This window comes from Nonomuraea glycinis (assembly GCF_014646515.1).
GTDB lineage: Bacteria > Actinomycetota > Actinomycetes > Streptosporangiales > Streptosporangiaceae > Nonomuraea > Nonomuraea glycinis.
On the sequence record NZ_BMNK01000003.1, the window covers coordinates 384,655 to 403,825 of the forward strand.

Sequence of the window (19,171 nt, forward strand, 5' to 3'; positions counted from 1 at the left end):
CGTGCTCTCCTGTTTGATGCAGTCATGAGACGTCCGACCCTGGAGGCGGTCGCCGCCCGGGCGGGCGTCTCCCGGGCCACCGCCTCCCGTGTCGTCAACGGCCAGACGACCGTGGCGCCGCAGATCCGCGACGCGGTGCAGCGCGCGATCGACGAGCTGGGCTATGTGCCCAACTCGGCGGCGCGCAGCCTCGTCACGCAGCGGACCGACTCGATCGCCCTGGTCGTCTCCGAGCCCCCCACCAGGGTGTTCTCCGAGGACCCGCTGTTCTCCACGGTGATCCGCTCGGCCAGCTACGAGCTGGAGGCGGTCAACAAGCAGGTCGTGCTGATGCTCGCCTCCTCGGCCGAGAGTCACGCCCGGGTGGAGCGTTACATCGCCGGCGGGCACGTGGACGGCGTCATGCTCATCTCCATGCACGGCGCCGACCCGCTCCCGTCCGCGCTGTCCCGCCTGCGCGTCCCGGTCGTCTCCTACGGCCGTCCCGCCGTCCCCGTCGAGATCCCGTACGTCGACAACGACAACGTCGGCGGGGCCGAGACCGCGGTGCGTCACCTCGTCGGCCTCGGCCGCCGCCGGATCGCCACGATCGCCGGCCCGCAGGACATGATCGGCGGCCAGGACCGGCTCACCGGCTACCGCAACGTGCTGCACGACTCCGACCACCGCTCGATCGTGGCCGTCGGCGACTTCACCCGCGAGTCCGGCGCGGTGGCCATGCGCCAACTCCTGCGCGACGACCCGTCGCTGGACGCCGTCTTCGTGGCCAACGACCTGATGGCGGTCGGCGCCCTGCAGTCGCTGCGCCAGGCGGGCCGCCGGGTGCCCGACGACGTGGCGGTGGTGGGCTTCGACGACATCGAGGCCGCCCGCTACACCGAGCCGCCGCTGACGACCGTGCGCCACCCGATCGCCGAGCAGACGGCGGCCATGGTCGGCCTGCTGCTGCGCCTGTTCGGCGAAGGCCCCGCCGTCCCGGTGATCCTGCCCACCGAGCTGATCATCCGCGAGTCGGCCTGACCAGGTGGGCGCGTTCGGGCGCGCGGGTCATGCCAGCCGAGAAAGTCCAGGTTGTCGGCTGAGATCCCGGGCACGGCCAGGCGTTGGGCCTCTCCTTTGGAGCAGCTGACGAACGAGGTCCGAACGACGGATTCGGCAAGGGCTACGACAGGCCACCATAACCTCAGCCTTTAAAGCTCTCTAGAACCATAATGCGACTATATGTCCCACCAAAACCCGGCCCCATCTTGACTTGCAGGACACACCCAGTTTCGGCCAAAGTCATCCGGCCGCCTAACCTGCCGAAACGGCAGCCGGAGAGATCAATCCATCCGGATGGACGCGAACACCTTCATCCATATTTGGGCGCATACAACTTCTGCACAATTCAGGAAGGTAATTCTCGTATAGTTTAGTGGCATGTGTGGGATCAGCGGCCACCTGGCCAGACGTGGTACCGCGCGTAGCGACCTCGTGCGCACGATGACAGAAGCACTGAAGCACCGCGGGCCCGATGGCATGAACTTCTACGACACACCCGAGGTGTCACTGGGGTTCAACCGTTTGGCGATCATCGATCCTGGCGGGTCCTGGCAGCCATTCATCAACCACGACTCCACAATCGTCCTGATCGTCAACGGTGAGATCTACAACTATCGGGAGCTTCGGAAGGATCTCCTCAGTAAGGGGCACGTCTTCCGGAGCGAAGGGGACTGCGAAGTCATCCTGCACCTCTATGAGGAGCACGGAACGCTGTTCCTCGATCGACTTCGCGGAATGTTCGCACTCGCGCTATGGGATGAACGGATGGGGCGGCTCCTCCTGGCGAGAGACCGCATGGGAGAAAAACCGTTATATCTGCGCGAGTCCCCTGACGGACTCCTCTTCGCCTCGGAGGCCAAGGCGCTGATCGCAGCGGGCGTCGATGTCGAGTTGGAGCCGCGAAGCGTCAACGCGTACTTTCATCTCGAATACGTTACCGAGCCCGACAGCATCCTGCGCGGCGTGCGAAAGGTTCCCGCCGGCCACCTCATCACTGTGCACACGAAAGACTGGGCGATCCACGATCGTCCGTACTGGCTGCTCAATGCGGCCGAAGCGCGCGCGGACAGGCCGGATCACGTCATCGCCGATTTGCTGCGGGAGCTGTCACCACTCGTTGCCCATGCCGATCAACCGATCGGAGTCGCGCTCAGTGGTGGGATCGACTCAAGCATCGTGGCCGCATTGGCCGCGCGAGACGCCGATATCCGCCCGAAGGCCTTCAGCGTCGGATACACCGGCCACCGCGGTATCGACGAACGGGAACTCGCCCGATCCTTCGCCAACGAGCTCGATATGGAGTTCCACGAAATCGAACTCGGGCCGGCCTCGGTTGTTCGGCTGTTCCCCCAGGTCGTCGCCGCGTGGGATGACCCGATCGCGGACATGGCCGGAATCTGCTACTTCGCCGTGATGCGCTCCGCCCGGGAGGCGGGCGTCCGTGTGATGTTGCAAGGTCAGGGTGCTGACGAGCTGTTCTGGGGCTATCCCTGGGTGCGTGAGGCGATGCGACGCGCCGACCGTGGGAGCGCGCCCATCTTCTATGAGCTGGATCCCGATTTTCGCGAAGCCCGAGATGACGGCCCGCGATATTACGGCGAGGCCATGCGGGGACTCACGCCACCGCTCTTCCCGCCCACGCCCCCCGATCAGTTGATCATGTCAACCTATCTCCGCGAGAACGGGATCGCTCAAGGTGACCGGCTGAGCATGGCCAACTCGGTCGAGCTCCGGCTGCCATTTGTCGATCACCATCTCGTCGACGCGGTGATCGGGCTTCGTAAAGCCACACCCGATCATCACGAGCCGCCTAAGCACCGGCTCCGGGAAGCGGTCAGATTTCTCCTGCCGACCGCGATCATCGATCGCCCCAAACGTAGTTTCTCCCCACCGATCAAACAGTGGTACGAGATCTTGTTCGCCTCTTATGGAGAACTGCTCCTCGAAGGCGAACTGGTCCGCCGCGGCATAATCTCGCCTGCCGCCGCCCGCGAGTTGACCAAGGCACATTTTCCTCCGGGTGGAGGCTCTCCCTTCGCTTTCAAAGCCCTCGCACTGGAAATGTGGTGCCGGCACAACCTTTTACGGAGAGGAGCACGTCCTTGCTGATCACAGTGGTGGGGCTGGGTTATGTCGGGCTCACGGCCGCGGTCGGGCTCGCGGAATCCGGTCACAAGGTGATCGGAATCGACCACAATCCTGACCGCATCGAGCTACTTCAGCGAAAAATCATCCCCTTCCACGAGCCTGGTCTGGAAGCGGCGCTGAGCACGGTGGCGATCGACTTCCGCACCGAGACGACCGAACTCACCGACGCGGTCATCGTGGCTGTCTCCACGCCTTTGCTGCCCGGCGACGAGGTCGACACCCGGGAAGTACGCAAGGTGATCGGCACCGTGATCTCGAGTGTCCAGGCGCCCTCGTTGATCATCGTCAAGAGCACGATTCCGCCCGGCACCAGTGACGAACTGGTCAACGAATTCCCCGAACTCAGAGAGCGGTACATCCATAATCCCGAGTTCCTGAGTCAGGGCCAGGCCCTCGCCGACTGGCGCACGCCCGATCGCCTGGTGCTGGGCCTGTGGAATCAAGCACTGCTCCCCCTCGTCGAAGAGCTCTACCACGACCTTTCCGCTCCCCGGGTCGTCACCGCCCCCCGGGAAGCCGAAATGGTCAAGTACGCCAGCAACGCGTTTCTCGCCACGAAGATCAGCTTTGCGAACGAGATCGCCCGCTGGTGCGAAACACACCAAATCAACGTCGACGATGTGATCAAAGGCGTGTCGCTCGATCCTCGAATGGGTCAGGGCTTCTGGCGGCCGGGCCTTGGCTACGGCGACTCCTGCCTCGGGAAGGATGTCGCCCTGCTGACCCGGCGGGCCCGCGATTCCGGCCGAACCATGTTATTGCTCGAATCGGTGACCGAAGTCAACACCCGGCAACAGATGTTCCCGATGTATCTCGTCCATGACATCAGCCCGGCCCCCGATGTCGCGGTCCTGGGTCTGCTCTACGAACCAGGAAGCGACGACATGCGCGCCGCGCCGAGCCTACGGCTGCTTCCCGCACTGGCCGCGCGGGCTGCCCGGCTGCGCGTATGGGACCCGGTGCTGACCGCCGAGACGGTGCAGGCGCTCTTCCCCGGTGTCGATCAGGTGGAGGACGTCACAGCAGCCGTTACCGGCGCGACCGTCATCATCGCGCTGACCGAGTTTCCCGAGGTCACTGGGCTTGACTGGCACACGGTGGCTCAGGCCGCCGCCCCCGGCTGCCTGGTCATAGACGCGAAGAACATGCTGGATCAGACCGGCGTCATCAGTGCGGGACTGACGTACCGGGGCGTCGGACGGGTCCCCGCCGATGTGGAGGAACCATGACACTCCTGGTACGAACGATCAGGCTTCCGGAACGCGACGACCTGCCGGACGAGTCCCCCGCGCACTGGTCTTGCGTCGTTGACGACGTGGAGATCAGGGCCGATGACCGATGCTCTGTCCATGAGACGGCCGCCGGCGTCTGCGTGCTCGACGGATGGTTGTGCGGTGGAGAAGGCGCCGCCGGGCTCTACGCCAGCTATCAGAACGGCGGCATAGAGGCAGCTGTCTCACGAGACGGTCATTTCACGGCAGTCGTGCTCGACCGTGTTCGGCATGAACTGCACCTGCTCAACGACACCGGCGGCTTCGGGCACGCCTATCTCTGGACGTCCGGTCACCAATTCGGCTACAGCACCGATCTCCGGCGCCTCGCCTGGAACGGCATCTCGCTGTCCCACGAGGGAATGGCTCTCTACCTGGCCTTCCAATACGTGCCCGCGCCGTACACCATCTTCGAGGACATCCGCCGACCGCAACCAGGGACGGTCATCACCCGTCGGCACGGCCGGCTTTCAGAAAGGCACGTCGATCATCGCCCGCCATCGGCCGACGATCTGATCGGGGAATCGGAAGAGCCCGAGCCACTGCCAACGGAACCCTTCTTCGAGGTGCTCACCACCGCCCTGCGGGAACGGACTGCGGACGTCGAACGGCTCGGCATGACACTCAGCGGCGGAATCGACACCAGCACCAACGCCGTCCTGCTGACACGCCGGCTAGGCCGCAGGCCGGTGGCTTACACCGCGTCGTTCGCCGAGGCGGGATACGACGAGTCGGACTACGCCGCGCTGGTGGCGGATCATCTCGGGCTGGAGCACATCGTGATTCCGGTACGGCCGTCCGATCTGCACGTGCTGCCGCGACTGGTGCGAGACTTCGAGACTCCCAACGCCGACCAGGCGGCCTTCGCCACCCACCTGCTGGCCACAGCGGCAGCCGAACGATGTGACCTGATGGTGACCGGCGAGGGCGGCGACGAGGTACTGGGATTTCCGATGTCACCCTCCGATGACATCCACTGGGCTAGCTTGCCCGGCGATTCGACGGCACTCGCCCGGCTCTACCTGAACCGAATTCGGCTGGCCGACGAGACATTGCATCAACGGTTCTCGAAGAGCCTGGACGTACCAGCCGATCTGCCCGTTCGCGTGCTGGCCGGGATCTACGAGGAGCACCGCGCCCGGTCCGGACTCGATCGCCTGCTGTTCGGCCAGTGGCGCACGTGGCTGACCGAGGGCGTCTACATGAAGGACACTCGGGTGTTCGGCGGCGCCGGAATGGACACCGCGCTCCCCTTCGCCGACCCCAGAGTGCTGCGTTTCGTCGCCTCCTTACAGGCCCGGGCACGCTACGACGCTCTGGACGGCAAGGAACTGCTCCGATCGGGTATCCGCGGCCACCTGCCTCCCTCCATCCTCACCCGGGCGAAGCACAAGTTCTGGATCCCCTTCGAAGAGTGGTTCCGCGGCCCTCTCCGCGACCAACTACACGATTCCCTCCTTTCTCGTCAAATCATCTCAGACACCTTCGAACACGACATAGTTCGCAAATTGGTAGAGGAACACGACGATAATGTATCGGACCACAGTCGAGTGTTATGGTCCCTGATCTTTCTATACTTCTGGCTGGACAATCTTCCGTCTATGCGATCTCAATGAGCTACGGAAAGGCCAGGAGGCTACATTGCGGGCACTCACTATCATTCCCGGACACGCAAACTCCGCTGCGATTACCGAGCTGGAAGATCTCGACCCCAAACCGGATCATCTCATCATCCAGGGCGTATCGCTCGGGATATGCGCGACCGACCGGGATCTCGCCTCCGGCCTTTTCGGAATGGCGGCCAATGGCCATGACCACCTCGTCCTCGGACATGAATCAGTAGGACGCGTCATCCACGCACCCGTGGGCTCCTCCTGCGCCCCTGGCACACTCGTGACCGGCTATGTCCGCTTCCCCGACCCCATCCCCTGCTCCGCCTGCGCGGCAGGGGAGTCCGACATGTGTGTCAACGGCGCCTACACCGAGCGTGGCATCAAGGGCCGGGATGGATTCGGGTCGGAGATGTGGACGTCCCATCCCGATGACGTACTGGCGATTCCGTCGTCCATGGTGAGCACCGGCGTGCTCGTGGAACCTGCCAGTGTGGCCGCCAAAGGCTGGGCCCACATCGACGCCATCGGAAAGCGGGCGTGGTTCGCCCCCCGCGTCGTACTCATTTCCGGCGCGGGGACGGTTGGGTTGATGTGCGGACTTCTCGCCGCCGGGCGCGGGCTGGAAGTCCACCTGTTCGATCGATTGAAGTCGGGGCCACGGCCACTTCTCGCCCGCGGCCTTGACGCCCATTACCACACCGGGGATATCTCCACGGTGATGCAGAAGATCTCGCCCGACATAGTCATAGACACGACGGGAGCAGGCGATGTGGTGACCGAGGAGATAAAAGGTCTGAACCGAAACGGAATTCTCTGCATCATCGGCTTTTCTTGGCCTCCGCTCGATCTCTCGGTGGACGCCAACCACCTCTACCGCGAGATGGTGATGAGAAACAACGTGACCTTCGGGATCGTCAATGCCAGCAGAGAACATTTCAAAGCGGCGGCCGAGGCGCTCGCCAACGCCGAGCAGGGTTGGCTGGAAGAGTTGATCACCAGAAGACTGCCACTCTCCCGGGCCGTGGAGGGTTTGCTCATCCGTGACGACGACATAAAGACAATAATAGAAATAGGCGGATGAGCTGATATGGATGTGACAGTCGGTGACATAGTCGGCAATGTTGCCGCCAGCATAGTCGTTGCATTAGCCGCCTTCACCGTAGGACTACTCGCAGAGCGTTACCGAGGCAGAAGGGCACTGGACCACATGAAGTGGCTTGTCGGGCGTGCCCAGAACGTGCAGATCGTACTGCCGAGTTTCGGCATCGAAAGCCTGCCCATTCCCCACCTCGGCGTAGAGGCCAGGTTCCCGGCGAACGTCATGTTGATGCCGATGGCGGAAGGCGTCGCCATCGCGAAGCTCACCGACGGCATTCGAGCCGTCAGTCGCAGATGTTCTTTCCGTATGCACCCGGCGACAGAATACGACTCCTCGGCCGCCATGACATTTTGCATCGGCGGTCCGAGCGTCAACGCCGTGTCACGCAAAATCATCGAGGAGCAGTTCTCCGAGTTCGAGATCCTCTACCCCGAGCATGAGGGCCGATACGGCTCGACACATTTCCGCCCCCGCCGTGACACCGAAGACACCCTCCGGGAGGACTACGGTTTCGTCTTCGTTCACTGGCGCAGCCCCACCGAGTGCAGCGTCATCCTTTGCGGCGTTTGGGCCATGGGAACGGACATGGCGGCAAGGGGTCTGCTGGAACTCGGGAAGCATCACGATGCGCTGGCGCTCCTGCGTGAGCGCAAGAACTGCCTCTTCACCTACTACGGCAAGGTCGAAGGGGTCATCGGCGGAGAGATCTCGCTCATTGAAACCCGCATCCTCTGACCGACATATCTGACGATCATGCGAGGTCGGGGACAGCCATTGATGAAATGCGCTATCGCCCCATAGAAGATGCTGTGATTCCGCAGGCTCCGGGTTCAGATGGTGAAGTCGCGGAGCAGGCCCGAGTAGCGTTTGGGCAGCGGGTGGGCGTACTCCCCTCGGGTGCTCGTGCGCAGGCCGAGGGCGACCAGCGACTCCACGAGCTTGGTGGCCGCCGCCACGCCGTCGATCACCGGGACGCCCAGGTCCCGCGAGACCTCCGTACAGAAGTCCGCCATGCCCGCGCAGCCCAGCACGATCGTGTCGCTGCCGTCGGTCTCCAGCGCGGTGGCGCACAGCTCGGCCACCACCTTGCGGGCGTCGGAGGCGGGGTCGTCCAGGTCCAGGACCGGGATGTCACAGGCGTGCACGCCCCGGCAGGCGGCGCCGAAGCCGTACTCACGGGCCAGGTGCCAGGCGCGGCCGACCGTTCTGGACAGGGTGGTGACGACGCTGAAGCCGCTGCCGACCAGGGTGGCCGCGTGCATGGCCGCCTCGGCGATCCCCACCACCGGACCGGCGGCCAGCTCACGGGCCGCGTGCAGGCCCGGGTCGCCGAAGCAGGCGATGACGTACCCGTCCACGCCGTCGCGCTCCCCGGCCGCGATCTCCGCGAGCAGCCCCGGCACGGCCAGCGCCTCGTCGTAGTGGCTCTCGATGGAGGCCGGCCCCATGGCGGGGCTGACGGCCGTGATGACGGTGGCAGGCGCCGCGACCGCCCGGGCGCAGCGGCCGATGGTCTCGGTCATGGCCCGGGCGGTGTTGGGGTTGATCACCTTGATGTGCGCCATCAACCGTCCTGCACGCTGATGGAGATCCGCGGCGTACGGCGTTCCAGCGCGATCAGCGCCACGAAGCCGAGCCCGCAGCCGATGAACCAGCTGTAGTCGGAGATCCAGCCGTAGTCGGCCGTGGTGACGCCGAGGTCGATCAGCATCTTCGGCAGGAGCACCGAGGCCATCGCGGGCACGCCCGCGGCGACGGTCGCCCAGACGGCGTTGGGGTTGAACCCGCCGCGGAACCAGTAGCGGCCGTCCGGGTTCATGGTGAACATGTCGTCCACGATGACCCGCTGCCGCGCGCAGATGTAGTAGCCGGCGATCAGGATGCCGAACAGCGGCCCGATGAGCGCGCCGAGCAGGCCCAGCGTGTAGTGGATGGCGTCCGGGTTGCTGTACCAGTTCCACGGCGTGAGCAGCACCGAGCCGACGGCCGCGATCATGCCGCCGGTGCGCCAGCTGATCCGCTGCGGGCTGACGTTGGAGAAGTCGAACGCCGGCGAGATGAAGTTGGCCACGATGTTGATGCCGACCGTCGCGATGACGAAGGTGAGCCCGCCGAGCAGGATCGCGAACGGCGTGTCGATGCGCTCCACGGTGTGGATCGGGTCGGTGATGAGCTCGCCGAAGACGGGCACGGTGGCCGAGGCGGTGATCACGGTCAGCACGGAGAAGAACAGGAAGTTGATCGGCAGCCCGAGGAGGTTGCCCCGCTTGACGGCCTCGAACGATCCGGCGTACCGGGAGAAGTCCCCGAAGTTCAGCATCGGACCGGAGAAGTACGACACGACCAGCGCGATCGCGCCGAGCATGACCGGGATGGACTCGGCGAAGCCGAGGCTCTCCCCCTGGGAGAGGTCGAGGCTGATGTTCTCCCAGCCCGCCTGGCTCACCAGGTAGACGGCCAGCGCCAGCATGACGACGTAGACCGCCGGCCCCGCCCAGTCGATGAACCGCCGGATCGACTCCATGCCCCGCCAGAAGACGGCTGCCTGGGCCACCCAGAGAATGGCGTAACAGATGTAGCCGAGCGCGGACAGCCCGAGGAAGGTCGGCGTGTTCAGCGCGGCCGTGGCCGGCCAGAACTTGAGGAAAACGATGATCAGGGCCTGCGAGGCGAGGTACGTCTGCACGCCGTACCAGGCGATGGCGATGACGCCGCGGACGATGGCGGGGATGTTCGCGCCGAGCACGCCGAAGACGGCCCGGTTGATCACCGGGTACGGCACGCCCGTGACCTGGCTCGGCTTGGCCACCAGGTTGCAGAACACGTTGACGATGACGATGCCGGCGACGAGCGCGAACAGCACCTGCCAGCTCGCCAGCCCGAGCGCGAACAGGCTGCCCGCGGTGACGTAGCCGCCGACGCTGTGCACGTCGGACATCCAGAAGGCGAAGATGTTGTACGACGACCAGGTCTGCTTCTTCAGCGGCGCCAGGTCCTCGTTCGCGAGGCGGGGGTCGTAGTCGGGCTCAGGCTCGGTGAGGGGGCGGGGGGCGGGAGGCTCGATCATCGCGGCATCCTGGGGGGATAGATTGCTGCTGTGGATTGCCCTGCCTGTTAAGTAACCACTTAACACTGGCCGTTAACCTATGTCTGTACACGCGGGCCCGAATTGCGGCCGTGTTAAACCCTTGTGACAACCAGTGCGGAGCACATGACAGACCTGGAAGCGGTCAGCAGCGAGTTCCTGGGCAGGCGGCTACGTGAGCTCCGCCTGCGGTCGGGCAAGTCGCTGCGCGCGGTGGCGCGCGAGCTCGGCATCTCGGCCAGCGCGGTCTCCCAGATCGAGCGGGGCCAGATGCGTCCGTCGGTGAGCAGGCTGATCGCCTTCGTCTCCGCCATCGACGTCCCCCTGGCCGCCGTGTTCGACCAGCCGGACAGCCCTGACCAGGAGCCCACGCAGACCTTCGCGATCCGGCGCTCGTGGGAGGTCTCACCCATCCGCCTCGACGGCGGCGTCACCTTCCGCCGACTCTCCCCCGTGCCGGCCCCCGACGTGGAATTCTTCGAGTCGACCTACCCGCCGGGCGCGGTCTCCACGGCACACGGCCAGTTCCTCAAACACGACGGGTACGAGGTCGGCACGGTGACCTCGGGTGAGCTGACCATCGAGTTCGAATCCGAGCTGGTCATCCTGGCCCCCGGCGACTCGATCACCTTCCCCTGCACCCGCCCCCACATCATCGGCAACCGCTCCCCCGACACGACAGCGGTGGCCACCTGGCTGATCGTCCACCGCAGCATCTGAAGGCCCAGCCCCCGCCGCCTGCAAAGGCGCGGTTCTCGCCGAAGGACGCGCTGCGCGCGGGGCGGCTCGGGCTGTGCTTGCGAACGACGACGGGCCAGGGCGATCAGCCGGGCCACGCGCGGGCGCGATGGTTGTGGATCAGCGTGGCCTGCTGGGAGAGCGTCGCGGCGTACAGGCCCGCAGCTTTCGCTCCTTTATATAGGGAGCTTATATAGGTTGCTGATAGAATGCGGAGCATGTCCCTGATTCCGTCGCCTACCGGCCTGGACGTCGAAGCGCTGGACCTCGCCATGGAGCAGTTCACGGCGGCGTTCATCCGCCTGGCGTCGGTTGAGCAGATGAGCTTTACCACCTTGGGTGTCCTGCACACTCTGGCGGGCGCCGGACCGATGCGGCTGTCTGAACTGACGGCGAGCGAGCGAGTCACCCAACCGGCGATGACGCAGCTCGTCACCCGGCTCGAGCAGGACGGCCTGGCCGTGCGGTCCCCGGACCCCTCGGACCGCCGGGCGGTGCTGGTGCAGGTCACGCCCGCCGGTGCCAAGGTGGTCGAATCGCGGCGAAAGGAGCGCATCGGCCGCCTGGCCGACCTGGCCGGCCGGCTCGACGCGCACCACCGGCAGGCACTCGCCGCGTCGCTGCCCGCGCTCCTCGAAATGGCCCGGCTCGCCGCCCGACCACCCAGTGGGCCGACGGCACCGCTTCGCCCCGCCCAGTAAGGAACCACGCCATGACCACCCCGCACGGCTTCCCCCTGGAGCCCACCCCGATCCATGTGCCCGACGAGGTCCTCGATGACCTGCGCGCCCGTCTCACACTGACCCGTCCGCCGCTGGACGAGGGAAATGCGGACTGGTCCTACGGCGTCCCGGACAGCTATCTCCGCGAGCTGGTCGCCTACTGGCGGGACGACTACGACTGGCACAAGGCCGAGGCCGCCATCAACGCCTACGAGCACTACCAGGTGAGCGTCGCCGGTGTCCCGGTGCACTTCATGCGCAAGCCCGGCCGCGGCCCCCGCCCGATCCCGTTGATCCTCACCCACGGCTGGCCGTGGACGTTCTGGCACTGGTCTAAGGTGATCGACCCGCTCGCCGACCCGGCCGCGTTCGGCGGTGACCCCGCCGACGCGTTCGACGTCATCGTGCCGTCCCTGCCCGGATTCGGCTTCCCCGGCCCGCTCACCGGCTTTCCGGACGTCAACTTCTGGAAGGTCTCCGACCTCTGGCACACCCTGATGACCGAGACCCTGGGATACGAGAAGTACGCCGCCGGGGGCTGCGACATCGGCGGGATCGTCTCCAGCCAGCTCGGCCACAAGTACGCCGACGAGCTGTACGGCATCCACATCGGCTCTGGGTTGCCGCTCGACTTCTTCACCGGCCCCCGCGCCTGGGACTTCGCCCGGAATCGGCCCCTCACCGACGACCAGCCCGCCGATGCCCGCGCCCGCATCATCGAGCTGGACCACCGCTCGGCGTCCCACCTCACCGTGCACATGCTCGACGGCGCCACCTTGGCCCACGGGCTGAGCGACTCACCCGCCGGACTGCTCGCCTGGCTGCTGGAGCGCTGGAACGCCTGGAGCGACAACGGTGGCGACGTCGAGTCCGTCTTCACCAAGGACGACCTGCTCACCCACGCCACGATCTACTGGGTGAACAACTCCATCGCCACGTCGATGCGTTACTACGCCAACGCCAACCGCTACCCCTGGGCCCCCGCCCACGACCGCGCCCCGGTCGTGCAGGCCCCGGTCGGCCTCACCTTCGTCACGTACGAGAACCCGCCCGGCATCCACACCGCCAACGAGCGCGTCCGGGCGTTCAAGACCGGCCCGCAGGCCGACTGGTTCAACCACGTCAACGTCAACGCCCACGACCACGGCGGCCACTTCATCCCCTGGGAGAACCCCGACGCCTGGGTGAGCGACCTGCGCCGCACCTTCCACGGCCGCAGGCCCTGACCGACCCTGCGAAACAGACCGGGGCCCGCGAACGCAGCATGTTCAGAAGCCGGCGCCGGGGCCGCGTCACCACCCGCGTGCGAGGCATGGCAAGATCGCGGCCATGTCCCTCAGCGTTCCCCGCCTCCGGATCGGCTCGACCGAGATCATCGCTCTCGCCGATGCTGAGGGCCCATTCTTCTCCCCGCGCGCCGAGGCCTTCCCCGAGGCCACGGCCGCTCAGTGGGCCGAGGCCGACCGCTACGACCCGGGCGCGGTCGACGCCGAGGGCCGCTGGCGGCTCCAGTTCCGCGCGTACGCGATCCGCAGCGACAAGGGCCTCACCATCGTGGACGCCGGGATCGGTCCAGCGGACAGCCCGGCCCGCTCGTGGGCGCCCGTGCCCGGTACGCTCCCCGAATCGCTCGCCGCCGCGGGCATCGACCCGGCTGAGGTCGACACCGTGGTGCTCACGCATCTGCACACCGACCACGTCGGATGGGCGGTCGTGACGGAGGCGGCCGTCCCATCAGCGGGCGGCGGCGCGACGAGCGACCGCCGCCCCTACTTCCCGAACGCCGAATACCTGCTCCAGCGGGCCGAGTTCGACGCCCTCGACGCGCTCAACCCGCAGCTTCGCGAGACCCTCACCGACCCCCTCGTGGCGGCCGGTCGGCTCCGGCTCCTCGACGGGGACACGCCGCTGCGCGCCGGGCGCACGGTCGCCACGCCCGGTCACACGCCCGGGCACCAGAGCGTGCTGGTCGCCGACGGGCGCGAGCTGGCGCTCGTCACCGGCGACCTCCTGGTGCACGCGCTCCAACTGCTCCACCCCGAGCTCGCCTACGCGCACGAGATCGACCCCGAGGCGGCCAGGCACTCAAGGAAGCGCCTGCTCGGCCGCGAAACCGCCACCACGCTGCACCTGGCGACACCGCACCTGACGGAGCCGTTCATCTCGGCGTGATCGCGTCCGCGGACTACGACCGCATCGGACTGCTCACCATCTGTCGGCCAGGATCTGGGCGAACAGATCCGGGCGCTGCAGGGGGATGCCATGGCCGCAGTCCGGCACGGAGATCAGCCGGCTGCCCGGAAGAGAGCCGTGGATGGCGCGGGCGGAATCACGCATCAGCTTCCGTTCCCGATCCCCCACCATCACCAGCGCCGGGTTCTTGAAGTCGGCCCAGCCGGCGGGGATGGTGAAGCGGACGTTCTCGCCGACGGAGGCGAGAAGAGTCGCACGGCTCATACGAGCGCTGTCGCGAAGGTAGTCGGCCAGAAGCTCCTCCGGGATGAACAACTCCTTCGCCTGAAGCCTCGCGAACCACCGTTGCCGGGCGAGCGGTGCGGTCGCGGCGAGGAGCCCCAGGGTCGCGCGCGGGAACCGAAGAGGCTCGGCCTGCGCGCTCACGATCACGGCATCGGTGACCAGATCGGGCCGTGTCGCGGCGAGGAGTATCGCGAGCTGCGCACCCAACGAGAACCCGGCGACCATCGCGCCGTGCGGCGCGCGCTCCTCCAGCACTCGCGCCACAGCTTGAACGGTCTCCTCATGCGATCGATACGCTTCGCCCGCACTGCGGCCATGGCCAGGAAGGTCAGGAACGATCACATGAGCCGTCGTTCCGAGCCGCTCCAGCACCGGACGCCACATCCACCCCGCAACGCCACCACCATGCAGCAACACAAGAGCGGGAGCGTGTACGTCTCCGGCCTCCAGGACATACATGCCCTAGATCCTCTCATCGGCAAGGACCTGGCCATCACTCCGTTCCGTGGGATCTCACGGCCGAACAGCCCAGTCAGCGCGTCGGTCCGACCGCCGGTGCCCGCTCCCGGACGCCTGCCACCTCCACGCCCGGCGTGCGGTAGTACGGATCGGCGTCGAGGATGCGGGCCGGGCCCTGTTTTGCCCCGGTTGCGGGTGTGTGGAGCCTTTTGGTTACGCGAGAATGCCGGACGTGATTGTGAACAAGGCGATCTACTGCGATGGCGTGCGCCAGACCATCAGCGGCGACATCAGTGACGCGGTCACCGACGCCCGTGGCCGGGGCGACTGCTTTCTGTGGATCGGCCTGCACGAGCCGACACAGGAGGAGTTCGACCTCATCACCGGCGAGGTGAGCCTGCACCCGCTGGCGGTGGAGGACGCCATCCATGCCCATCAGCGGCCCAAGCTGGAGCGTTACGGCGACACCCTGTTCATCGTGCTCAAGCCGCTGCTTTACATGGAGGAGACCTCCGACATCGAGGTCGGCGAGATCAACCTGTTCCTGGGCCGTGACTTCGTCATCAGCGTCCGCCACGGCCAGGCCAACCCGCTGGGCGGGGTGCGCCGCCGCATCGAGTCCGACGCCGGCCTCTTGGCCGCCGGCCCGGCGGGGGTGCTGTACGCGATCTGCGACGAGGTCGTCGACACCTACTCGCGCGTCTCCCACGAGATCGAAGGCGATCTCATCGCCCTGGAGCATCGCGTCTTCAGCGGCGAACACACTGACGTCACCGCTGACATCTACTCGCTCAAACGGGAGGTGCTGGAGTTCCGCACCGCCCAGGATCCGTTGATCCCGGTGTTGGAGGAGATCGTCAGAGGGCGGGTCGAGTTGTGCACGGCCAACCGGGAGCAGTTCCGCGACGTCCTGGACCACCTGCTGCGCGTGGACGCCCGGATCGACGAGTACAACGAACTGCTCACCAGCGTCCTGAACGCCCACCTTGCCCTGGTGGGCCGCGAGCAGAGCGCAGCGGCCATGCAGCAGAACGCCGACATGCGCAAGATCTCCTCGTGGGCGGCCCTCGTCGCCGTACCCACCATGATCGCCGGAATCTACGGGATGAACTTCGATTACATGCCCGAACTGCACTGGCTGCTCGGCTACCCCTTCAGCCTGGGCGTCATGGTCGTGGCCGCGCTCATCGTCCACCGACTGCTGCGCAAGAGCGGATGGCTGTGAGAACCCCCCGCTTCTTCCGTTACCGGCCTTCCGCCGGAAGGCTCCTGCTCGCCGCGGTCATCGTCTGGATCGCCCTGCTGACGCTCGTCATCCTGCTCGACCCCCATGGCTCGGGCCCTCTTCCGTAACCGCGATGGACAGACATGTGCCGGATCCTGGCAGACCTACCTGCGGACCCAGCGGTGGTAGGCGTCCAGGTCGACGTTGCTGCCGCAGAGGATGGTGGCCACGTGGCGGCCGGCGAACCGATCAGGGTCCTCCAGAACGGCGGCGACGCCGAGGGGCCATGACATCGATATGACTTGAAAGGCATATGGCTTCAATGACATAATGAAGTCTGTGGACATCGATTGGCCGGCCGAAATTCGGCACGTGGCTTGACCGGCTCGAAGCAGAAGCCGGAGCAGGCGACCAGCGATCCAAGCTGCTGCTGGTGTTCACGGCCCGTGCCTTGGATCAGCTTCGGCATTTGACCGAGCCGCCAACCCCTGAGGAGGAAACGGCCACGTTGCGGTGGGTTCGTCAGTCGCGCCGCCATCAACTTTGGCGGGTGTCGCACGCCTACCACCCGGAGGTGGCAGTGCGATTGATCTGCTGGTTTCCACCGAACACGGGGAAGGCCGTCGTGGCGCTGTTTGCCGGAGACAAGGCGAAACTGGGAGATCTGTTCTACGACAGCGTGGCCACACGTGCCGATGGACTGATCGATCAGTGGAAGCGGGAGACTGCGTTTGAGGAGAAGCCATGACCAAGCCTGAGACAACCTTCGTCCGTGGCAATGAGCACCTGGATCGGCTGCTCGCCGATCCCGACCTTGCCGCAGACGTTGCCGTGGCGCACAAGGCGGCCGAGGAGATGGACCGTGTCCACGCCATGAACCTGGCGATGATCCGCAAGGCCGGACAGATGACCCAAGCCGAGGTGGCCAAGAAACTCGGCGTGGGACAGGGCGTGGTATCTCGGCTGGAGAACCGCAACGACATGCTGTTGTCCACCCTGTTCGACTACCTCACGGCGACGGGAGCCGAAAGTGCCAGCATCGTCGTGACCGTCCATGGTCGCCGCATCGAACTTGACCTGGCACAGCTGGGCAACACTTCCTCTGAACGGCGATCAGCCTGATTCGTCCTTTCCAAGTAGAGCGATGTCCGGGCCGAACTCGTGGCGGACTCCGGTAGTCCTGGTCGGCTCCGGTGACCTACCTGCGGACCCAGCGGTGGTAGGCGTCCAGGTCGACGTTGCTGCCGCAGAGGATGGTGGCCACGTGGCGTCCGGCGAACCGATCAGGGTCCTCCAGAACGGCGGCGACGCCGAGGGCCGCCGAGGGTTCGACGACGAGCCCCGCGTGTTCTAGGAGCATCCGCATGCCCGCGATGATCGACGTCTCCTGGACCAGGACGGCGTCGTCGGCCACCTGGAGGAGGTCGTCCAGGACCGCGGGGATGGGGTGGCGGCCGGCGACGCCGTCGGCGATGGTGTCGGTGGAATCGGTGGTGATGACCCGGCGCTCGTGCCAGGAGCGGGTCATCGCGGGTGCGCCGAGGGGCTGTACGCAGATCACCTCGACCGCCGGCAGCAAGGTCTTCAGGACGTGGCCCACGCCGGTGGCCATGGCGCCGCCGCCCAAGGCGATCAGGACGGTGTCGAAGGTGGGCGTACCGGTCGCCAACTCCAGGCCGATGGTCGCGGCGCCCTCGCAGGTCTCGATGTCCAGGCTGTCCTCGACCAAGCGGATGCCGCGCTGTCGCGCGATGGTCGCCGCCTGCTCGCGGGCCGTGTCGAAGTCGCCTTCCACCAGCTCCAGCTCCGCGCCCAGGGCGCGGATGCGATCGAGTTTGGCCGTGGGCGCCCGGCGCGAGGCCACGACCGTCACGTCGAGGCCACGGCGGCGACCCGACCAGGCGAGCGCCTGGCCGAGGTTGCCGGCGCTCGCGCACACCACGGCTGACCGGCCCTGGTCGGCCAGCAGGCTCGCGACCAGTTCGGTGCCCCGGCCCTTGAAGCTGCGGACCGGGTTCGCCGTCTCCAGCTTGATGCTCACCGTGCAGCCAAGGTGGCCGGCCAGCGCGTCGCACTCGTACAGCGGGGTGTCCAGGAAACTCGGGTCGATCACCTGGCGAGCCGCGCGGATCCGGTCAAGGTTCAGGCGCGTGTTGAGCACGAACGGGTCCATAGCCCCAAATTTCATCACTCACAGTGCCAACCCGCCGAACCTCCACCCGGCGCGTCGGGCCGAGAGGTCAAGCCCGGTCCGGTCCGCGGCGGTCGAGTGCGACTCGAACCCGGTTGAGTCCCTCCGCTCGCCAGTGGTGCCTGTCGGGAAACTGGTCGTCCCGGCGCCAGCGCCAGGTCGAGAACAACGCCCACATCACCGCGCGGCACTGGTGGATCAGATCGTGGTCGGCCTCCGGATAGTGCTCGTCGACGTCTTCGGGGGCGTGGGCGAGGTCGAACTCGATCGGCCCAACGCAGCACGTCGCGAGGTCCACGAAGAGCGGCCCTCTCCTCGTGTTGAGCAGGTTGCCCGGATGCGGCTCGCCGTGCAGCAACTGCTCGCCGGCCTCCCCGCCGCTGATCGCGGCGCTCACGCTCCTGAGTGTGCTGCTGAGGAGCTCCCGGTCGGGGCCGGACAGCTCCGGCGTCTGCTCCCGGTCGCTCACCTCGCTCAGCGCGCCGGCGATGCGCTCGGTGACGTGCGGCGCCTTCAGATCGACCTTGCGCAGGGCGGCATGGTGCCGCATGAGCGCGTCCGCGTAGTCGGCGGGTGCGATCTCCGCCCCCACCGGTTCGTAGTAGGTCCAGAACGAGAGGACGAAGTCATCACGCAGGTGGACTCGGGGGTCGACCCGAGGATCAAGCTCAGCCACCGGGCCGTCGACTTCGGCGAGACGGCGAGCGACCTCGACTTCGAACGCGAAGTCGGCTCGATGCGCCGAGGGTGCGACCCGAACGAGAACATCGCAAGGGACCAGGCGCATCGCGATGCGGTCCGAGTCGTGGATGACGACCGCATCGTCGACCTCAAGGCCCAGCGCAGAAGCAGCCGCCCCCGCGGTCTCGACCGCGCGCCGGGTGTCCGATGTCTCCATACCGTTCTCCTTTGATCGTTGAGTACACGTCCAGGGACCACAACGACGTCCTCAATGTCTACCGAGATTCGGGTGGCACACGTGCCAATCCACCAGTCGCTACGGTGCATCCTGTCCGAATATGGGCGATTACTGGCCGGACGAAGGCGGTACCGCCCGCCGATCGGCAGGCAGCATGAAGTCGGACACATGGTTCAAAATCC

At 66.3% G+C, this 19,171-nt stretch carries 20 protein-coding genes and 1 pseudogene; 14 read left to right on the forward strand and 7 right to left on the reverse strand.

Translation table 11 applies throughout. From position 1 onward, the window contains the following. The first annotated feature begins 24 nt into the window (after positions 1–24). Positions 25–1,020, forward strand: a complete 996-nt coding sequence (locus IEY87_RS11330) for a LacI family DNA-binding transcriptional regulator (RefSeq protein ID WP_189138507.1) — start codon at positions 25–27, stop codon at positions 1,018–1,020. Between the two features lie 17 nt (positions 1,021–1,037). On the opposite strand, the pseudogene IEY87_RS47150 reads toward IEY87_RS11330, so the two are convergent. Then, a pseudogene (locus IEY87_RS47150) lies at positions 1,038–1,187 on the reverse strand (FBP domain-containing protein); the annotation flags it as partial. 232 nt (positions 1,188–1,419) lie between these two features. Between IEY87_RS47150 and asnB the strand changes: the two are divergent. From asnB to IEY87_RS11360, 5 genes are all read left to right on the forward strand, one after another. Then, entirely contained in the window at positions 1,420–3,150 is a 1,731-nt protein-coding gene (asnB, locus tag IEY87_RS11340; RefSeq protein WP_189138508.1) for an asparagine synthase (glutamine-hydrolyzing), read from the forward strand. Then, the gene (locus IEY87_RS11345) at positions 3,144–4,418 is read left to right on the forward strand and encodes a nucleotide sugar dehydrogenase (protein ID WP_189138509.1); all 1,275 of its coding nucleotides are present in this window, start codon (positions 3,144–3,146) and stop codon (positions 4,416–4,418) included. Before asnB ends, IEY87_RS11345 begins: the two co-directional genes overlap by 7 nt. Next, the gene (locus IEY87_RS11350; protein ID WP_189138510.1) at positions 4,415–6,076 is read left to right on the forward strand and encodes an asparagine synthetase B family protein; all 1,662 of its coding nucleotides are present in this window, start codon (positions 4,415–4,417) and stop codon (positions 6,074–6,076) included. Before IEY87_RS11345 ends, IEY87_RS11350 begins: the two co-directional genes overlap by 4 nt. A gap of 25 nt (positions 6,077–6,101) precedes the next feature. After that, positions 6,102–7,154 (forward strand): alcohol dehydrogenase catalytic domain-containing protein, encoded by a 1,053-nt coding sequence (locus IEY87_RS11355; RefSeq protein WP_189138511.1) that lies wholly within the window; start codon positions 6,102–6,104, stop codon positions 7,152–7,154. Between the two features lie 126 nt (positions 7,155–7,280). Continuing rightward, positions 7,281–7,907 carry a hypothetical protein gene (locus IEY87_RS11360; RefSeq protein ID WP_189138512.1) on the forward strand — a complete coding sequence of 209 codons (627 nt, stop codon included), beginning with the start codon at positions 7,281–7,283 and terminating at the stop codon, positions 7,905–7,907. A 95-nt stretch (positions 7,908–8,002) separates the two neighbouring features. Here IEY87_RS11360 and IEY87_RS11365 read toward each other — a convergent pair whose 3' ends face one another. Continuing rightward, on the reverse strand, positions 8,003–8,737 hold the full coding sequence (locus tag IEY87_RS11365; protein ID WP_189138513.1) for an aspartate/glutamate racemase family protein: 735 nt from the start codon (positions 8,735–8,737) through the stop codon (positions 8,003–8,005). Further along, on the reverse strand, positions 8,737–10,239 hold the full coding sequence (locus IEY87_RS11370) for an NCS1 family nucleobase:cation symporter-1 (RefSeq protein WP_189138514.1): 1,503 nt from the start codon (positions 10,237–10,239) through the stop codon (positions 8,737–8,739). The genes IEY87_RS11365 and IEY87_RS11370 overlap by 1 nt, the downstream gene beginning before the upstream one ends. Positions 10,240–10,383: 144 nt before the next feature. Here IEY87_RS11370 and IEY87_RS11375 point away from each other — a divergent pair, with 144 nt between their 5' ends. The 4 genes from IEY87_RS11375 to IEY87_RS11390 all read left to right on the forward strand — a co-directional run bounded on the left by IEY87_RS11375 (position 10,384) and on the right by IEY87_RS11390 (position 13,889). After that, the gene (locus IEY87_RS11375; protein ID WP_189138515.1) at positions 10,384–10,977 is read left to right on the forward strand and encodes a helix-turn-helix domain-containing protein; all 594 of its coding nucleotides are present in this window, start codon (positions 10,384–10,386) and stop codon (positions 10,975–10,977) included. 236 nt (positions 10,978–11,213) lie between these two features. Further along, on the forward strand, positions 11,214–11,696 hold the full coding sequence (locus tag IEY87_RS11380) for a MarR family transcriptional regulator (RefSeq protein WP_189138516.1): 483 nt from the start codon (positions 11,214–11,216) through the stop codon (positions 11,694–11,696). Positions 11,697–11,707: 11 nt separating this feature from the next. After that, positions 11,708–12,943 (forward strand): epoxide hydrolase family protein, encoded by a 1,236-nt coding sequence (locus IEY87_RS11385; RefSeq protein WP_189138517.1) that lies wholly within the window; start codon positions 11,708–11,710, stop codon positions 12,941–12,943. A 103-nt stretch (positions 12,944–13,046) separates the two neighbouring features. Then, on the forward strand, positions 13,047–13,889 hold the full coding sequence (locus IEY87_RS11390) for an MBL fold metallo-hydrolase (protein WP_189138518.1): 843 nt from the start codon (positions 13,047–13,049) through the stop codon (positions 13,887–13,889). Between the two features lie 33 nt (positions 13,890–13,922). Here IEY87_RS11390 and IEY87_RS11395 read toward each other — a convergent pair whose 3' ends face one another. Next, the gene (locus IEY87_RS11395) at positions 13,923–14,654 is read right to left on the reverse strand and encodes an alpha/beta fold hydrolase (protein WP_189138519.1); all 732 of its coding nucleotides are present in this window, start codon (positions 14,652–14,654) and stop codon (positions 13,923–13,925) included. 223 nt (positions 14,655–14,877) lie between these two features. Here IEY87_RS11395 and IEY87_RS11400 point away from each other — a divergent pair, with 223 nt between their 5' ends. Together IEY87_RS11400 and IEY87_RS11405 are read left to right on the forward strand one after the other, a co-directional pair. Beyond that, the gene (locus IEY87_RS11400) at positions 14,878–15,879 is read left to right on the forward strand and encodes a magnesium and cobalt transport protein CorA (RefSeq protein ID WP_189138520.1); all 1,002 of its coding nucleotides are present in this window, start codon (positions 14,878–14,880) and stop codon (positions 15,877–15,879) included. Next, positions 15,870–16,007 carry a hypothetical protein gene (locus tag IEY87_RS11405; RefSeq protein ID WP_189138521.1) on the forward strand — a complete coding sequence of 46 codons (138 nt, stop codon included), beginning with the start codon at positions 15,870–15,872 and terminating at the stop codon, positions 16,005–16,007. The genes IEY87_RS11400 and IEY87_RS11405 overlap by 10 nt, the downstream gene beginning before the upstream one ends. A gap of 36 nt (positions 16,008–16,043) precedes the next feature. On the opposite strand, the gene IEY87_RS46625 is transcribed toward IEY87_RS11405, so the two are convergent. Then, positions 16,044–16,172 carry a hypothetical protein gene (locus tag IEY87_RS46625; RefSeq protein WP_263651311.1) on the reverse strand — a complete coding sequence of 43 codons (129 nt, stop codon included), beginning with the start codon at positions 16,170–16,172 and terminating at the stop codon, positions 16,044–16,046. Between the two features lie 140 nt (positions 16,173–16,312). Here IEY87_RS46625 and IEY87_RS11415 point away from each other — a divergent pair, with 140 nt between their 5' ends. Next, positions 16,313–16,627 (forward strand): hypothetical protein, encoded by a 315-nt coding sequence (locus IEY87_RS11415; RefSeq protein WP_225276937.1) that lies wholly within the window; start codon positions 16,313–16,315, stop codon positions 16,625–16,627. Beyond that, a complete protein-coding gene (locus tag IEY87_RS11420; RefSeq protein ID WP_189138522.1) occupies positions 16,624–17,001 on the forward strand; it encodes a helix-turn-helix domain-containing protein in 378 nt (125 codons plus the stop codon). The genes IEY87_RS11415 and IEY87_RS11420 overlap by 4 nt, the downstream gene beginning before the upstream one ends. A 76-nt stretch (positions 17,002–17,077) precedes the next feature. Here the strand turns inward: IEY87_RS11420 and IEY87_RS11425 are convergent, their stop codons facing one another. Both IEY87_RS11425 and IEY87_RS11430 read right to left on the reverse strand, forming a co-directional pair. Continuing rightward, positions 17,078–18,067 (reverse strand): threonine ammonia-lyase, encoded by a 990-nt coding sequence (locus IEY87_RS11425; protein ID WP_225276938.1) that lies wholly within the window; start codon positions 18,065–18,067, stop codon positions 17,078–17,080. A 52-nt stretch (positions 18,068–18,119) separates the two neighbouring features. Then, positions 18,120–18,968 carry a phosphotransferase gene (locus IEY87_RS11430; RefSeq protein WP_189138523.1) on the reverse strand — a complete coding sequence of 283 codons (849 nt, stop codon included), beginning with the start codon at positions 18,966–18,968 and terminating at the stop codon, positions 18,120–18,122. Between the last annotated feature and the right edge of the window lie 203 nt (positions 18,969–19,171).

What these genes read in the sequence shown, in the direction of transcription:
- IEY87_RS11330 (WP_189138507.1), top strand. Translation starts at nt 25, where the DNA reads ATGAGACGTCCGACCCTGGAGGCGGTCGCCGCCCGGGCGGGCGTCTCC.
- asnB (WP_189138508.1), top strand. Translation starts at nt 1,420, where the DNA reads ATGTGTGGGATCAGCGGCCACCTGGCCAGACGTGGTACCGCGCGTAGC.
- IEY87_RS11350 (WP_189138510.1), top strand. Translation starts at nt 4,415, where the DNA reads ATGACACTCCTGGTACGAACGATCAGGCTTCCGGAACGCGACGACCTG.
- IEY87_RS11360 (WP_189138512.1), top strand. Translation starts at nt 7,281, where the DNA reads ATGAAGTGGCTTGTCGGGCGTGCCCAGAACGTGCAGATCGTACTGCCG.
- IEY87_RS11365 (WP_189138513.1), bottom strand. Translation starts at nt 8,737, where the DNA reads ATGGCGCACATCAAGGTGATCAACCCCAACACCGCCCGGGCCATGACC.
- IEY87_RS11370 (WP_189138514.1), bottom strand. Translation starts at nt 10,239, where the DNA reads ATGATCGAGCCTCCCGCCCCCCGCCCCCTCACCGAGCCTGAGCCCGAC.
- IEY87_RS11375 (WP_189138515.1), top strand. Translation starts at nt 10,384, where the DNA reads ATGACAGACCTGGAAGCGGTCAGCAGCGAGTTCCTGGGCAGGCGGCTA.
- IEY87_RS11380 (WP_189138516.1), top strand. Translation starts at nt 11,214, where the DNA reads ATGTCCCTGATTCCGTCGCCTACCGGCCTGGACGTCGAAGCGCTGGAC.
- IEY87_RS11385 (WP_189138517.1), top strand. Translation starts at nt 11,708, where the DNA reads ATGACCACCCCGCACGGCTTCCCCCTGGAGCCCACCCCGATCCATGTG.
- IEY87_RS11390 (WP_189138518.1), top strand. Translation starts at nt 13,047, where the DNA reads ATGTCCCTCAGCGTTCCCCGCCTCCGGATCGGCTCGACCGAGATCATC.
- IEY87_RS11395 (WP_189138519.1), bottom strand. Translation starts at nt 14,654, where the DNA reads ATGTATGTCCTGGAGGCCGGAGACGTACACGCTCCCGCTCTTGTGTTG.
- IEY87_RS11400 (WP_189138520.1), top strand. Translation starts at nt 14,878, where the DNA reads ATGCCGGACGTGATTGTGAACAAGGCGATCTACTGCGATGGCGTGCGC.
- IEY87_RS11405 (WP_189138521.1), top strand. Translation starts at nt 15,870, where the DNA reads ATGGCTGTGAGAACCCCCCGCTTCTTCCGTTACCGGCCTTCCGCCGGA.
- IEY87_RS46625 (WP_263651311.1), bottom strand. Translation starts at nt 16,172, where the DNA reads ATGTCATGGCCCCTCGGCGTCGCCGCCGTTCTGGAGGACCCTGATCGG.
- IEY87_RS11420 (WP_189138522.1), top strand. Translation starts at nt 16,624, where the DNA reads ATGACCAAGCCTGAGACAACCTTCGTCCGTGGCAATGAGCACCTGGAT.
- IEY87_RS11425 (WP_225276938.1), bottom strand. Translation starts at nt 18,067, where the DNA reads ATGAAATTTGGGGCTATGGACCCGTTCGTGCTCAACACGCGCCTGAAC.
- IEY87_RS11430 (WP_189138523.1), bottom strand. Translation starts at nt 18,968, where the DNA reads ATGGAGACATCGGACACCCGGCGCGCGGTCGAGACCGCGGGGGCGGCT.